The sequence below is a fragment of the Aeromonas sp. 25-248 genome (assembly GCF_053005425.1).
Window position 1 is genome coordinate 50721 of sequence record NZ_JBRKTB010000010.1, and the last position, 14532, is coordinate 65252.

Annotated in this window: 11 protein-coding genes; 3 read left to right on the forward strand and 8 right to left on the reverse strand. The window is 64.3% G+C overall.

From position 1 onward, the window contains the following. Positions 1-81 precede the first annotated feature (81 nt). From ACVDHI_RS14560 to ACVDHI_RS14570, 3 genes are all read left to right on the forward strand, one after another. Positions 82-1704 (forward strand): acyl-CoA synthetase, encoded by a 1623-nt coding sequence (locus ACVDHI_RS14560; protein WP_447212205.1) that lies wholly within the window; start codon positions 82-84, stop codon positions 1702-1704. A 190-nt stretch (positions 1705-1894) separates the two neighbouring features. Then, a complete protein-coding gene (locus ACVDHI_RS14565; RefSeq protein WP_447212231.1) occupies positions 1895-2593 on the forward strand; it encodes a helix-turn-helix transcriptional regulator in 699 nt (232 codons plus the stop codon). Between the two features lie 66 nt (positions 2594-2659). Continuing rightward, entirely contained in the window at positions 2660-2980 is a 321-nt protein-coding gene (locus tag ACVDHI_RS14570; protein ID WP_041215199.1) for a hypothetical protein, read from the forward strand. Between the two features lie 92 nt (positions 2981-3072). On the opposite strand, the gene hisIE is transcribed toward ACVDHI_RS14570, so the two are convergent. The 8 genes from hisIE to hisB all read right to left on the reverse strand — a co-directional run bounded on the left by hisIE (position 3073) and on the right by hisB (position 14517). Continuing rightward, the gene (hisIE, locus tag ACVDHI_RS14575; protein ID WP_029314506.1) at positions 3073-3708 is read right to left on the reverse strand and encodes a bifunctional phosphoribosyl-AMP cyclohydrolase/phosphoribosyl-ATP diphosphatase HisIE; all 636 of its coding nucleotides are present in this window, start codon (positions 3706-3708) and stop codon (positions 3073-3075) included. Next, positions 3701-4474, reverse strand: coding sequence for an imidazole glycerol phosphate synthase subunit HisF (gene hisF / locus ACVDHI_RS14580; RefSeq protein WP_010674684.1), 774 nt, complete (start codon positions 4472-4474; stop codon positions 3701-3703). Before hisF ends, hisIE begins: the two co-directional genes overlap by 8 nt. Before the next feature lie 178 nt (positions 4475-4652). After that, the gene (locus ACVDHI_RS14585) at positions 4653-8624 is read right to left on the reverse strand and encodes a PAS domain S-box protein (protein WP_447212206.1); all 3972 of its coding nucleotides are present in this window, start codon (positions 8622-8624) and stop codon (positions 4653-4655) included. Then, complete coding sequence (locus ACVDHI_RS14590; RefSeq protein WP_447212207.1) at positions 8621-10774, reverse strand: PAS domain-containing protein; 2154 nt, start codon at positions 10772-10774, stop codon at positions 8621-8623. Before ACVDHI_RS14590 ends, ACVDHI_RS14585 begins: the two co-directional genes overlap by 4 nt. Then, positions 10767-11876 (reverse strand): response regulator, encoded by a 1110-nt coding sequence (locus ACVDHI_RS14595; RefSeq protein ID WP_010674688.1) that lies wholly within the window; start codon positions 11874-11876, stop codon positions 10767-10769. Before ACVDHI_RS14595 ends, ACVDHI_RS14590 begins: the two co-directional genes overlap by 8 nt. Positions 11877-12008: 132 nt before the next feature. Continuing rightward, entirely contained in the window at positions 12009-12755 is a 747-nt protein-coding gene (gene hisA / locus ACVDHI_RS14600; protein WP_010674689.1) for a 1-(5-phosphoribosyl)-5-[(5-phosphoribosylamino)methylideneamino]imidazole-4-carboxamide isomerase, read from the reverse strand. A gap of 5 nt (positions 12756-12760) precedes the next feature. Then, complete coding sequence (gene hisH / locus ACVDHI_RS14605) at positions 12761-13384, reverse strand: imidazole glycerol phosphate synthase subunit HisH (protein WP_039039129.1); 624 nt, start codon at positions 13382-13384, stop codon at positions 12761-12763. Further along, entirely contained in the window at positions 13384-14517 is a 1134-nt protein-coding gene (gene hisB, locus ACVDHI_RS14610; RefSeq protein ID WP_447212208.1) for a bifunctional histidinol-phosphatase/imidazoleglycerol-phosphate dehydratase HisB, read from the reverse strand. Before hisB ends, hisH begins: the two co-directional genes overlap by 1 nt. Between the last annotated feature and the right edge of the window lie 15 nt (positions 14518-14532).

Genomic DNA, 14532 nt, shown 5'->3' on the forward strand with positions numbered 1-14532 from the left:
TGGCCCCGCATCAGGGCGCAATGCCGGTCGTGGTGAACCGCGAGAGCCACCCCGTTTTGTGTCCCTGTGAGGAAGGATCCGATGACAGAGCAGAACATGTACGACGCCGGCCTTGGCAAGACGCCCGCCAATTTCGAGGCGCTGACCCCCTTGAGCTTTCTGGGGCGGGCCGCCCGGGTCTATCCCGACTATCCGGCGCTGATCCACGGGCCCCTGCGCCAGAGCTGGGCCCAGACCGAGCGGCGCTGCCGCCAGCTCGCCTCGGCCCTGCGCCGTCGCGGCATTGGCGAGGGGGACACCGTCTCCATCGTCGCCCCCAATGTGCCGGCCATGTTCGAGGCGCACTTCGGGGTACCCATGAGCGGCGCCGTGCTCAACACCATCAACACCCGGCTCGATGCGGACGCCATGGCCTTCATCTTCCAGCACGCCCAGAGCAAGGTGGTGCTGGTGGACCGGGAGTTCGGCGCCGTGGTGCGAAAGGCGCTCTCTCTCATTGACAGCCAACCCCTGGTGATCGCCATCGACGATCCCCTCTACCGGGAAGGGGAGCTGGTCGGCGAGCTCGACTACGAGGGGTTCATCGCCCTGGGGGACGGGGACGAACCCGGCTGGCTGCCGGCGGACGAGTGGCAGGCCATTTCCCTCAACTACACCTCCGGCACCACGGGGAACCCCAAGGGGGTGGTCTATCACCATCGCGGCGCCCACCTCAATGCGGTCAACAATGCCCTCTCCTGGGAGCTGCCCAAGCACCCCGTCTACCTCTGGACCCTGCCGATGTTTCACTGCAACGGCTGGTGCTTCCCCTGGACCCTGGCGGCCACCGCCGGGGTGAGCGTCTGTCTGCGCCACGTGCAGGCGGCGGCCATCTACGGGGCGCTGCGCGAACACAAGGTGAGCCATTTCTGCGCCGCCCCCATAGTGCTCAATATGCTCAACAATGCCGATCCGGCCCTCAAGCAGGGACTCGACCACCCCGTCAAGGCGATGACGGCGGGGGCAGCGCCACCCGCCACCGTGATCGCCGGCATGGAGGCCATGGGGATCGCCGTGACCCATGTCTATGGCCTCACCGAAACCTATGGCCCCTGCGTGGTGTGCGAGCCGCAAAGACACTGGCAGGGGCAGGATGCCACCACCCTCTCCCGTCTCAAGGCGCGCCAGGGGGTGGCCTCCCCCCTGCAAGGGGAGATGCGGGTCATCAACCCCGTCAGCGGCGAACCGGTCCCCATGGATGGCAAGACCCTGGGAGAGATAGTGCTGCGGGGCAACATCGTCATGAAGGGCTACCTCAAGAACCCGGCGGCGAGCGAGGAGGCGATGGCACAGGGATGGTTTCGAAGCGGGGATCTCGCGGTCTGGCACCCGGACGGCTATGTGGAGATCAAGGACAGATCCAAGGACATCATCATCTCCGGCGGGGAGAACATCTCCAGCCTGGAGGTGGAGGACGTGCTCTATCGCCACCCCGATGTGGAAGAAGCTGCGGTGATCGCCATGCCGGACGAGACCTGGGGGGAGGTGCCCTGCGCCTTCGTCAAGCTCAAGGAGGGGCGCGAGCTCACCCAGGCCGAGCTCATCGGGTTCTGCCGCGAGCAGATGGCCCACTTCAAGGCCCCCAAGCGCATCATCTTCACCCCGCTGCCCAAGACCTCCACCGGCAAGGTGCAAAAATTCATGCTGCGCAAGCAGTTGGCGTGACGACAAAGGCGCCGCGCCATCAACGGGCCTGCGGGCCCGTTTTGTGTTGCGCGATGCAAAGACGCAGGGCCTCGCCGGTAGCGGTCGCCAGCCAACAAGACGTGCCTTTCGAGCCCGTCCCGGCTTACCATGGCCGCCATGTCCCGCCAGCTTGAGGATGCCTGTGAGAAAATCGGACCGACTGTTTCAACTGACCAACCTGCTGCGGGCGCATCAACCCCTGACCGCCCGGGATCTGGCGACGCGCCTGTGCGTGTCGGAGCGCACCATCTACCGCTATATCGACGATCTCTCTTTGGCGGGCATTCCCGTTTACGGGGAAGCCGGGCTGGGCTATCGGCTGAGCGAGGGGTTCGAGATGGCCCCGTTGCAACTGAGTGCGGCCGAGCTGGAGGCCCTCATCACCGGGGTGAACCTGGTGGCGGTGCTGACGGGCAAGGGGATGGCCGATCCGGCCCGCGCCCTGCTCGCCAAGATTGAGGCGGCCCTGCCCGCCAAGGAGGCTCGGGCACCTCGCGTCCCCGTGGTGCGGGTACCGGACTATCCCACGGCGCAGCCTGCATACGCTCGCTGGGACAGGTTGCACGACGCCATCACGGCCGGTCACTGGCTGCACATTGGCTACCGGGATGCCAGCGCCAGCAGGACGGAACGCCAGCTCTTTCCCCTCGGGCTCTTCTACTGGGGCGGATGCTGGACGCTCGGCGCCTGGTGTGCGCTGCGCCGGGCCTACCGGGATTTCAGGGTGGACCGCATCGACACCCTGGCGCCGTGCCGACCGGGAGAAGGGGCACCACTAGGCGCGACCCTGGCCGATTACCTTGCCCTGCGCCAGTCGGACGCGTTTCCCCCTGGGGGCAGTGGCGCCGAAAAGGTCATTCAGGACTGACACAAGGCTGTCAGTAGCTCTTCGTTATGCTGGGTTCTCCAGACCATCCACAACGGAGAAAACGAGATGATCATCAAGGGTGACATGCAACAGGCAGGGGGCGTCGAATTTGCCACCTTCAGGCTCAGGGAAGGGGTGACGGAGGCGGATTTGCTCGCCCTGTCACGGCGGGTCGAGTCCGAGTTTCTTGTCCAGCAATCCGGGCTCATCATGCACTGCCTGCTGCGCGGCGCCGACGGCCTCTATGCGGACGTGGTGATGGCCCCCAACCAGTCGCTGGTGGAAGCCTACTGCCAGCAGTGGCTGCACAACGACGTGGCAGGGGAGTACCTGACCCTGCTTGACCATGACTCGGTCAACATGAGCTTCTGGACCCGTATCGGCTGAGGGCGGCGCGGGGCCTGCCATCCCCCGGCGAGGGGGCAATCATGAAATGAAACGGGCCCATAGGGCCCGTTTTGTTGAACAGAATTCAATAATTACTTGGTGTGGCGCTCATGCAGGCGCTGCACCACATCCTTCAAACCCAAGCCTTCGTTTTGCAGCAAGACGGTCAGGTGGTAGAGCAGGTCGGCGGATTCGTTGATGAGCTCTTCCCTGTCTTTCGCCATGGCGGCCAGAGCCACTTCCACCCCCTCTTCACCCACCTTCTGGGCGATTCGCTTGGTGCCTTTGCCATAGAGGCTGGCGGTGTAGCTGGTGGCGGGATCTGCCCCTTTGCGTGATGCCAGGATCTGTTCGAGCTCGGCCAGGAAGCCGAGCGGCGGCACGGGGTGGCCGTCGAAGCAGGAGGGGTTGCCCAGATGGCAGGTGGGGCCGACCGGGTCGGCGGCAATGAGCAGGGAGTCCTGATCACAGTCGGTGGTGATGGCGACGAGCTTGAGCACATGGCCCGAGCTCTCGCCCTTGGTCCACAGGCGCTGCTTGCTGCGGCTGAAGAAGGTGACCTGGCCGGTGGTCTGGGTCTTTTCCAGCGCCTCGCGGGTCATGAAGCCCTGCATCAGCACTTCGCCGCTGAGGGAATGCTGGACGATGGCGGGGATCATGCCCTCACACTTGGCCCAGTCCAGGCGTTCGGCCAGCGGCAATGCATTGTCTACTGCTTGATTATTCACGGATGGCGACTCCTTCGTTTTTCAGCCAGCGTTTCAATTCGGGAATGGGAATGAGGCCCTTGTGGAACACGGAGGCGGCCAGCGCCCCGTCCACGTCGGCCAGGGTAAAGGCATCGCGAAAGTGCGCCATGGCCCCGGCGCCGCCGGAGGCGATGAGGGGCACCTTGCACACGGCGCGCACCAGCTTGAGCTGCTCAAGGTCGTACCCCTGACGCATGCCGTCCTGGTTCATCACGTTGAGCACTATCTCCCCCGCGCCCCGGCGCTGCACTTCCTGTACCCACTCCAGGGTGGTCCAGGTGGTGGTGCGGGTGCGGCTCTCGTCGCCGGTAAACTGTTTGACCTGATATTGACCGAGGGCGGCATCGAAGTAGGAGTCGATACCCACCACCACGCACTGCACGCCGAAGCGCTCGGCGAGCCGGGTGATCAGGGTGGGATCGGCCAGGGCGGGGGAGTTGATGGAGACCTTGTCGGCCCCGAATTCCAGGATCTGGCGGGCATCCTCCACGCTCTTGATGCCACCGGCGACGCAGAAGGGGATGTCGATGACTTCCGCCACCCGGCTTACCCAGCTCTTGTCTACTACCCGTTCGTCGCTCGAGGCGGTGATGTCATAGAAGACCAGCTCATCGGCGCCCTCGGCGGCGTAGCGGCGGGCGAGGTCGACAATGCCGCCCATCACCTCGTGGTTGCGAAACTGCACGCCCTTGACCACCACGCCATCTTTGACGTCGAGGCAGGGGATAATACGCTTTGACAACATGCTCATTGCTCCATGTAAAGCACGGTTAAAGAAACGTCGTTCTGCCGCCGGCGTTGGCCCGGGCGGCGGACGGGAACAGGGTTGGCATGCCTTGAACGGGGGCCCCTGACGGGGGAAACGACAGGCCCGGCAGGCCGTCTCGTCGCCTCTGGGCACCCCACTATATGCATGACTTTATTCAGTGATTCAACCCTTTGTCGCCCTTCACCTGTCCCGGATGGCAGGCTGGCGCCTCGGGGAGGCGGGCCCGATCGTCCGGGTGGGTCTCGTCCGTTGCCATATGCTGGCGCAGGGTGAGCAGGGCGGCATCAAAATCAAACGCCTTCAGCTGCCTGGTCAGGGTGTCGCTGCGAGACCCCAGCATGAGGCGAAGGGGACCGGCATACTGCTCGTAGAGGGGGATCACGGCGGTGTCGCTTTGCACCAGCAGGGCTTCCATCTGGGCCAGCAGTTGCTGGCGCCACTGATCTCCCAGGGGCACCAGATCGGTGGTCGGGGCGGCGAGATCGTCCCCGAGCAGAGCGCAAAGGGCGGTGATCTCTTCATCGATGGATGACATGAGTCCGGTGGGCTCAGTGTCGCCGCCCGCGATGGCCTGCTCCAGGGCCAGGCAGTGGCGCGACAGCTCACGCGCCCCCAGGGTGCTCGCCACGCCGCGCAGGCTGTGGGCCATGCGGGTTGCATCGCTGTGCTCCCCGGCCTGCAAGTGGTGGTGCAGCCGGGCCATGTCCTGGCCATGCTCATGGATGAAGTAGCGAAGCAGGGCCAGGTATTTCTCCTGATTGCCGTTGAGGGTCGCCAGCCCCTGGTCGAGATCCAGGCCCGGGTGTGCCTGCAGGCGGGCAAGGGGGCCTGTCACGGGATGGCGAGTGCTGTCGTCCGGGGCAAGCTCGGGGACCTTGCTCTGGGGCAACCAGCGCTGCAGGGCGTCAAAGAGCTTGGCGGGGGTGACGGGCTTGGCAATGAAATCGTTCATGCCGGCCGATGCGCTCGCCTTTCTGTCCTCCTCGAAGGCGCTGGCGGTGAGCGCCAGGATGGGCAGCCTGTCCATGCTGGGCAGGGCCCGGATGGCGCGGGTGGCGCTGTAGCCATCCATCACCGGCATCTGGATGTCCATCAGGATGAGGTCGAAGGGGTGCTGGCTGACGCGGGCCAGGGCCTCCTGGCCGTTGACGGCCGTCTCGATGACGAGGCCGCTGTGGCACAGGAGCTCGAGCACCACTTCCCGGTTGATGGCGTTGTCTTCCACCAGCAGGACTCGGGCGTGGCGAGGGAAGCTGAAGGCCTGTTGGTTCCCCTGCTCGGACGGGGTCCGGGAAGAGGCGTCCTCCTTTGCCTTGAACAGCCTGGCGGTAAACCAGAAGCAGCTTCCCTGGCCTGGCTCGCTGGTGACTCCGACCTCACCCCCCATCAGGGCGGCGATCCGGCTGGTGATTGCAAGGCCAAGGCCAGTGCCGCCATATCTGCGTGTGGTGGAGACATCCGCCTGTTCGAACGCCTGGAACAGCTTCTCGCGCTGCGCAGGGGTGATGCCGATGCCGGTGTCTTCCACCTCGAAGCGCAGCAGGTAGCCGGTGGTGAGGGGGCGGGCCAGCCTGACGCGCAGGGTGACGGTTCCCTGCTCGGTGAACTTGATGGCGTTGGTCGCATAGTTGAGCAGGGCCTGGCGCAGGCGGGTGATGTCACCGTGCACCCAGGCGGGGGTATCGCCGATGTCCGTCACTATGGTGAGCCCCTTGGCCCTGGCCTGGTCGCTCATCAGGGTGCGGACGTTGTCCAGCATGGCGGTGAGGGAGAAATCGGTCAGATCCAGCGTCATCTTGCCCGCATCGATCTTGGAGAGATCCAGGATGTCGTTGAGGATGCTGAGCAGGTGCTGGGCGGCAGTGTCTATCTTGGTCAGCCGTTCGAGGTCGGTGGGATCCCGGGTGTCGCGCTTGAGCAGATAGGTGAGCCCCAGGATGGCGTTCATGGGGGTGCGGATCTCGTGGCTCATGTTGGCAAGGAAGGCGCTCTTGGCGTGGTTGGCGCTTTCGGCCCGCTGGTGGGCCTGGGCCAGCTGCCGGGTGCGCTCATTGACCATCTCCTCCAGGTGATAGCGATACTGGTCCAGCTCCTCGCCGAGCTGCTTCTTCTCGGTGATGTCGGCCTGGACCGTGACGTAGTGGGTGATTTCGCCGCTCTCCTGGCGGATCGGCGACACCGTGGCCAGTACCTGGTAGTGGGAGCCATCCTTGCGCTGGTTGATGAATTCGCCATGCCAGCGCTGGCCGTGGTTGATGGCATCCCACAGGGCGACATAGCTGGCATCCGGGGTGAGGCCAGAGCGCAGCAGGGACGGGGTCCGGCCTATCACTTCGTGCTGCTGGTAACCGCTGGCGGCGAGGAAAGCGGGGTTGACGTACTCGATGCGCGCCCGGGTGTCGGTGATGAAGACGCCGTCAGGGCTCTGTTCGAGGGCCAGGGACAACTGGCGCAACTGCTGCTCGGCCAGCTTGCTCTGGGTGATGTCCAGATGGATGCCAAGGAGGCGCACGGGCCGCTGCTGGGCGTCTCGGTAGACGCTCCCTTTGCTCACCAGCCAGCGGATGCCGCCATCTGGCAGCAGGATCCTGAACTCCAACTCGACGGGGGCGCCGCTGACTGCCCGTTCCGCCAGCAACTGCTCGATGCGGGGCCTGTCATCCGGATGCAGGCAGGCCAGCCAGGCGGCCAGCTCGCCGAGCGCCTCGGCACTGCGGCCATAGAGGCGGGCGCATTCCGGTGAGAAGAAGAGGCGGTTGCTGACCATGTCCCATTCCCAGATGCCGACATGGGCTCCTTCCTGGGCCATCAGCAGGCGCTGTTCGCTCTCGCGCAGGGCGTTGCTGACGGTTTCGGCGCGCACCCGTGCACTGATAGCGTCGTCCATCAGGTTCAGGGCTGCGAGGCGAGCACGACGCTGGGTATCGAGCGCCATCTGCTGATTGTGTTGCAGGCGCTGCTCCGCGAGCTTGCGCTCCGTGATGTCCTGCACGGTGCCGTAGAGCTCGAGTATGGTGCCATCCCTGTCCCTGAGCGCCGCCCCGCGGGCAATGACCCAGGCGGTCTCCCCCTGCTCCGTGATCACTTCGGCATCGCACTCGTAGGGCTGCCCGTCCATCCTGCAGCGCTCGACGGCCTGGGCCACCGTGTGCCACCCCTCCTGGGTGAAGTATTTTCTGACCTCGGGATAGACGGCGGGGGGGAGGGCCGGATCCCGGCCATAGATGCGATAGATCTCCGGTGACCAGAAGTGGCTGTCATCGGCCACGCGCCAGCGCCAGTTCCCTATCTTGGCGAGACGCTGGGACTCGCGCAGTATGGCTTCGTTGCGGCGCAGCGCCTCCTCGGTCTCCTTGTTCTGCCGGTTGTCCTCGATGATGGAAATGAAGTAGTCGGGATTGCCTTCGGCGTCGCGCACCAGGGCCACCGTCAGGGTGGTCCAGATGATCTCGCCCCCCTTGTGCAGGTAGCGCTTCTCCAGGGTGTAGTGGGGGATGGTCCCCGCCAGCACCCGGGCCACATGGGCCTCATCGAGGTAGAGATCGTCCGGGTGGGTCAACTGCTGGAACGTCATCCCGGTGAGCTCGTCGGCCCGGTAGCCCAGGATGTGGCACAGCCGCTGATTGACACGCAGCCAGTGTCCATCGGGGGAGACCAGGGCGATGCCGACCGCTGCCTGTTCGAAGGTGACCTGGAAGCGGTTCTCGCTCTGCTGCAACTGGTTCTGGGTGTTCATCAGCTCCTGCCAGCGCAGGACCTCTCTGGTCCGGGCGCGATGAAAGGCGGCACTGAGCACGCTGATGAGCAGACCGTTGGCGATGAGCAGGCACCATTGCACCAGATCCTGGCCAGCCTCGACACTCAGTGAATAAATGGGGGGGAGCATGAAATAGCTGGTGACCAGGGCGGTGATCAGGGTGCAGAGCAGACCTGGCAACAAGCCCCCCAACAGGGCGCAAACGATGATGGGCAGCATGAAGAGAACCAGCAGCGGTCGCTCACCAAAGGCGATGGGCAGCTGGACACGGATTTGCAACATCAGAACGGGCAGCAGCACGGCCAGCAGGGAGATCCCCCAGCGCTGGGTGGAGGGGCGCACATGCCACAGGGGTGACCAGCTCATCATGGGAGATCCTCCGGTGGCATGGGGGCCTGGGGATAGGGGGGCGGCACTCCGAGCTGACGGGAGAGCCCGTTGATCTGGTGCTTGAGGGCCAGCATGGCGAGTTCCCTGTCCACCATCACCTTGTTGAACCGCTCCAGCTCATGGTTCTGCTGGCGCAGCTCGCTGGCCTGGCGGGTCAGGGCCTGTTCAACCTGCTCCCGTTCGGTGACATCGAGCAGAATGCCGATGATGGCGGGCTGGCCGAGGTAGTCGACGCGCCGCCCGTACAGCTCGACCTCCAGGGATTCCCCGTGCTGATGCAGGGCACTGAAGCGGGTGTGGATATCGCGCGCGTCCTGCTCGCACGCGCGCACCAGCTCGGCGACCCTGGTGCTGTCCTTGGGAGCGGCAAGGGCGTGCAACTGGCCAACGGCGATCAGCGCCCCCGGGGTGTCATAGCCAAACAGTCGGGCAAAACAGGGGTTGATGTAGCAGAGCCGACCCTGCTGGATGATGTAGATCCCGGCAAGGGATTGCTCCACCAGGGCACGGAACAGCCCCTCCCGCTCTCGCAAGTCGGCCTCGGCCCGTTTGAAGTCCGTGATGTCCCGAGAGATGCCGAAGATCCCGATCACCTGCCCCTCGCTGTCTTGCAAGGGTCCTTTGGTTGCGAGAAACACATGCTCGCCATCGGGCAGGGTCAGGTACTCCTCCTCGGTCTGCACCCGGTTGCGCTCTATGACCTGGCGCCCGGATGCCATCAGCATCTGCGCCTGCTGCGGCGGGAAGAGCGTCAGATCATCCTGGCCCAGCACCTCGTCAACCGGCTTGCCGACAAACTGGCTGGCGGCCCGGTTGAAGAGGATGTATCTGCCCTCCTTGTTCTTGGCGAAGATGGCGTCTTCCGAGCTGTCGGCAATGGCGGAGAGCAGTTGCAACGCCTCCAGCCGCTGGGACTGGGAGTGCTGGAGCTGCTCGGCCATCTGCAGCCGGGTGTGCTGGCGCAGCAGGATGATGCCGGCGTTGGTGACAAAGAGCACCAGCAGGCCGATGAGACCGATCCAGACGCTCTCCTTGAAGGTCGCCTGATAGAGTTCCGCCTTGTCGATCTTGGCCAGCAGGTACCAATCCGTGTTCATGACCGGATAGACAACCCCGAAGACCTCGCTGTCCCGATAGTCCCGGCCATAGAGTACCTGGGGCGTACCGCGTTCGGTGAGCCGCAAATACTGGGCTGCCAGCAGGGTGGGGTGGGTGACGGGATAGTGCAGGGTGAGAGCCGGTTCCGGGCGATAGCGCAGGCTACTCAGATAGTGGACCTGATCCCCCTGCTGGCGAAACAGAATGGCTTCTCCGCTGCTGTCTGGGACGGGCCAGGCCCCCAGGATCTGATCGAGCCAGCGATTTGCGCTTATCTGCATCACCAGCACGGGGGCAGGTCCTGCAGCGACCTCCAGATTGACCAGAAAATCCAGCCTGGCGTGACCGCGATCATCGAGATAGGGACCAAGACGCATGACGTTGCCCTGCTCGAGCCGTGGCAGGGCGTCACGCAACGTGGCATTCATGGTGTCGCCACCCGGGGTATGCCACAGGGGCTGTCCGGCAGGATTGAACACGGCCGCACCGTGAAATCCGCGTACCGAGATGAATTCGAGCAGCCTTGCCAGTGGTGGCGTGATCGCTTCGGGTGAGGATGGTGCTTGTCCGGGACGATAGAAATCAGTACTGCCCAGACCCTTTATGAGCTGGTGAATATCCTGCTCGTGGGTTCCGAGCCACTCGGTGACGCGCTGGCTCTTGAGATCCGCGATGGCTTCGAGACGAGCCACCTCCTTGTTGCGTGCCAGTTCGATGTTGCGGGCGATGGCCATGGCGGTCAGGGCCAAAATGAGCCCGTTGAGCAACAGGAAGGGGATCCATTGACGCCTCGTAAAGACAGGTGTGCTGCCGGTGGTGTCAATGCGACGACGCAGCATGGCATAAAGCAAGAGGGCCGTGATGAGGATGAAGAGCCAGCCCTTGATGGTGCTTGCCATGGCGAACTGGGCAGGGGTGCTGAACAGCCACTCCACCGCCTTGTCGGAGAGCAGGATCCACAGGCTTGCCACGGCGGCATAGGTGAGCACGACGTTGAGCACATGTGCCCGGGTCAGGGGAGCCTCAGCCATCCACGGCCTCGCTGCCATCCTGGTAGCGTTCGGCAATGGTGACGAACGCGTCGAAATGGCGATCGAAGGCGGTCACGACATCGGGATCGAAATGGTGGCCGCTGCCGGAGAGGATGAGGGCGCGCGCCTCGTCGTAGCTCATGGCCGGCTTGTAGACCCTGGCGCAGATGAGCGCGTCAAACACGTCTGCCAGCGCCATCAGGCGAGCCGAGAGGGGGATGGCGTCCCCTTGCAAGCCGTCCGGGTAGCCGCTGCCATCCCACTTCTCGTGGTGCCAGTGGGCGATCTCCTTGGCCAGGGTGAGGAAGGCCAGGGGCTGCTCCATGTCCTGTTCGGCCTCCTCGATGGCATCGCTGCCGAGCTTGGCGTGGGTGCGCATGATCTGCCACTCCTCCGGGGTCAGCTTGCCCGGCTTGAGCAGGATGTGGTCGGGAATGCCCACCTTGCCGATATCATGAAGCGGTGCGGAGCGGCTCAGCAGGTCGATGTAACCCGGGGTCAGGGTATCGGCGAAACGGGGGTGATCAGCCAGGGCGCTCGCCAGCAGACGCACATAGCCCTGGGTGCGCAAGATATGGTTGCCGGTTTCGGGGTCGCGGATCTCCGCCAGGTGGGCGAGGGCGCGGATGGAGACCTGCTGGATCAGGTCGTTTTCCGCCATTCGCCGCGCGACCTCGGCTTCCAGCGCCGCATTCTGGTTTTGCAGACCGTCACGGGCCTGCTTGGCCTCCAGCTGGGTACGCACCCGGGCCTGAACGACCACCGGCTTGATGGGCTTGGTGATGTAATCGGCGGCGCCGAGGGAGAGGCCGAACTCCTCGCTCTGGGGGTCGGCGAGGGCGGTGAGCAGAACGACGGGAATACGGCTGCTGATCGGGGACTGACGCAATTGCCTGAGCACTTCATAACCATCCATGCCGGGCATCATCACATCCAGCAGGATGAGGTCAGGCTTTGGATCCGCGCTGACGATGCGCAGGCATTTTTCCCCGCTCTGCGCAGCCAGCACGCGGTAATGAGGCGAAAGCAATTCGGTCAGTACCATCAGATTTTCGGGTGAGTCGTCGACGATCAGGATGGTGGCGTTGTGAGGTGTCAACATATGTCTTCCATGACGCTATCCCTGTGAGGTCGAGTATAGAGCCAATTGCTGCCAAATCATAAGGTTCGCCCCCATCGGGGAGAAAGAGGCCTGCCCGGATGGGCAGGCTGTCTGATGCCGGAAAGGGGCGCGTCACGCAGCGCGGCCGTCACCCCAGCAGCGAATGGCTTCTGCCACGTCAAACTTGCCCTCCAGCAGGGCACGGCCGAGGATGATCCCCTTGACGCCGGTTCCCTTGAGCGCCTCGATATCCGCCAGACCGCCGATACCGCCGGAGGCCTGGAAGCCGACGCTCGGGTAGCGGGCACAGAGATCCCGGTAGAGTTCGACGTTGGTGCCCGCCAGGGTACCGTCCCGGCTGATGTCGGTGCAGAGCACGTGTCTGAGTCCGGCGGGGAGGAAGCGCTCGATCAGCGCCTCGATGGAGATGCCGCTGTTCTCCTGCCAGCCAGCCACTGCGATGTGGCGGTTGCCCTGTTCATCGATGTTGACATCCAGCGCCAGCACGATGCGCTCGGGGCCATATTTCTCCATCCAGCTGGCCACCAGATCCGGGGATTTGACGGCGGTGGAGCCGATCACCACCCGACTGGCGCCGGCCGCCAGCAAGTCGGCCACGTCCTGTTCGCTGCGCACGCCGCCGCCGACCTGCACCGGTGCCTCGGTGGCGGACAGCAGCTGGGCGATGAGGGCCAACTGGCGGGCCTTGGCATCCTTGGCACCGTCCAGATCCACCAGGTGCAGCTGCGCCGCCCCCTGGCTGACATAGTCATCGAATCGGGCCTGCGGGTTGTCGCTGTAGGCGGTTTTCTGGCCGTAGTCGCCCTGGTAGAGGCGCACGACCTGACCGTTGATGAGGTCGATTGCGGGAATAATCATGCCTGTCATAGCTCCAGAAAGTTTTGCAGTAGGCGGGCACCGGCCGGGCCGGATCGCTCCGGGTGGAATTGGGCGCCAAAGAAGTTGTCCCGCCCGACGATGGCGGTAAAGGGCAGGCCGTAGTCGCAGGTCGCCAGGGTCGCGTCGGTCACCTCCAGCGCATAGGAGTGGACAAAGTAGAAGTAGCTGCCGCTGGGGATGCCTTTGAGTAGCGGGTGGGTCTCGTCGTGCTCAATCTGGTTCCAGCCCATGTGGGGCAGGCGCAGGTTGCCCACCTCCATCAGGCGGATCCTGCCAGGCACGATGCCGAGGCAGTCGATGAGCGCTCCTTCGCTGCCATCGGCGCTCATGTTCTCTTCCGAGGCCTGTGCCAGCATCTGCATGCCGAGGCAAAAACCGAGCAGCGGCTGCTTGGCGGCGCGAATGAGGGGCACCAGTTCCCGCTCATTGAGGTTCTTCATGGCGGCGATGGCGGTGCCGACGCCGGGCAGGATCAGCTTGTCCGCCTGCTCGATGTCGGCGGCCTTGCAGCTCACCCTGGGCTGCACGCCGAGGCGCTCGAACGCCATGCGCACCGAGGCGAGGTTCGCGCAGCCGGTGTCGATGATGACCAGGTTCTGTTTCCCCATCACAGCACCCCCTTGCTGGAGGGAAGCTCGCTCCCTTCCACGCGAATGGCCTGGCGCAGGGCGCGGCCAAAGCCTTTGAACAGCGCCTCCACCTGGTGGTGGGTGTTGCCGCTGCCCACCTTCATCTGCAAGGTGATGGCCATGGCGTCAGAGAGGGAGCGGAAGAAGTGGGGCACCATCTCGGTGGCCATCTCTCCCACGCTGTCGCGACCAAAGCCGCTCGGGCAGTCGAACACGAAGTAGGGACGGCCGCTCAGATCCAGCGCCGTGGCCACGTCCAGCTCGGTCAGCGAGGTGTTGTCAGCCTCCTGGCGGGGACGCCCGTCGATCACCGCCTGCACCTCGTCCATCGCCAGCACGAAGCCGAAGCGGCCGATGCCGCGCTTGTTGCCAAGGGCCTGGCGCAGGGCTTGACCCAGCGCCAATCCCACATCTTCCACCGTGTGGTGATCGTCGATGTGCAGATCGCCGCTCACTTTGAGCTTGAGGCGAAAGCCCGCGTGGGTCGCTATCTGATCCAGCATGTGATCGAAGAAGCCGATGCCGGTGGCGATCTGGTTGCCACCGCTCTTGTCGAGATCCACCGCCACCTGGATGCGGGTCTCCTTGGTGTAGCGCTCCACCTCGGCCACGCGCCCCTTGGAGATCAGCTGATCACGAATGGCAGTCCAGCCGTGATCTTGCGGGTGGTAGCGTATGCCGCGGATGCCCATGTTCTCGGCAAGCTGGATGTCGGTCTGTCTGTCGCCAATCACGAAGGAGTTGGCAAAGTCGATGCGGCCCGAGGCGAGATACTCCTTCACCAGCCCAAGGTGAGGCTTGCGGCAGCTGCAACCGTCGGTGGGGAAGTGGGGACAGATCAGCACTTGCTCCCAAGTGACGCCCTGGGATTCGAAGAGGTGCATCATCAGGTCGTGGGGCGGCTGGAAGTGTTCAAGGGGCAGGCTGGCGGTGCCGAGCCCATCCTGGTTGGTCACCATCACCAGCACGTAGCCGGCGGCCTGGAGCTCACGCAGCACAGGTATCACCATGGGCTCGAAGCGCAGCTTCGCAAGGCTGTCCACCTGCTTGTCGATGACCGGCTCCTCGATCAGGGTGCCGTCACGGTCGATAAACAAAAACGGGGTTTTCATCGCTACATCCTTGCT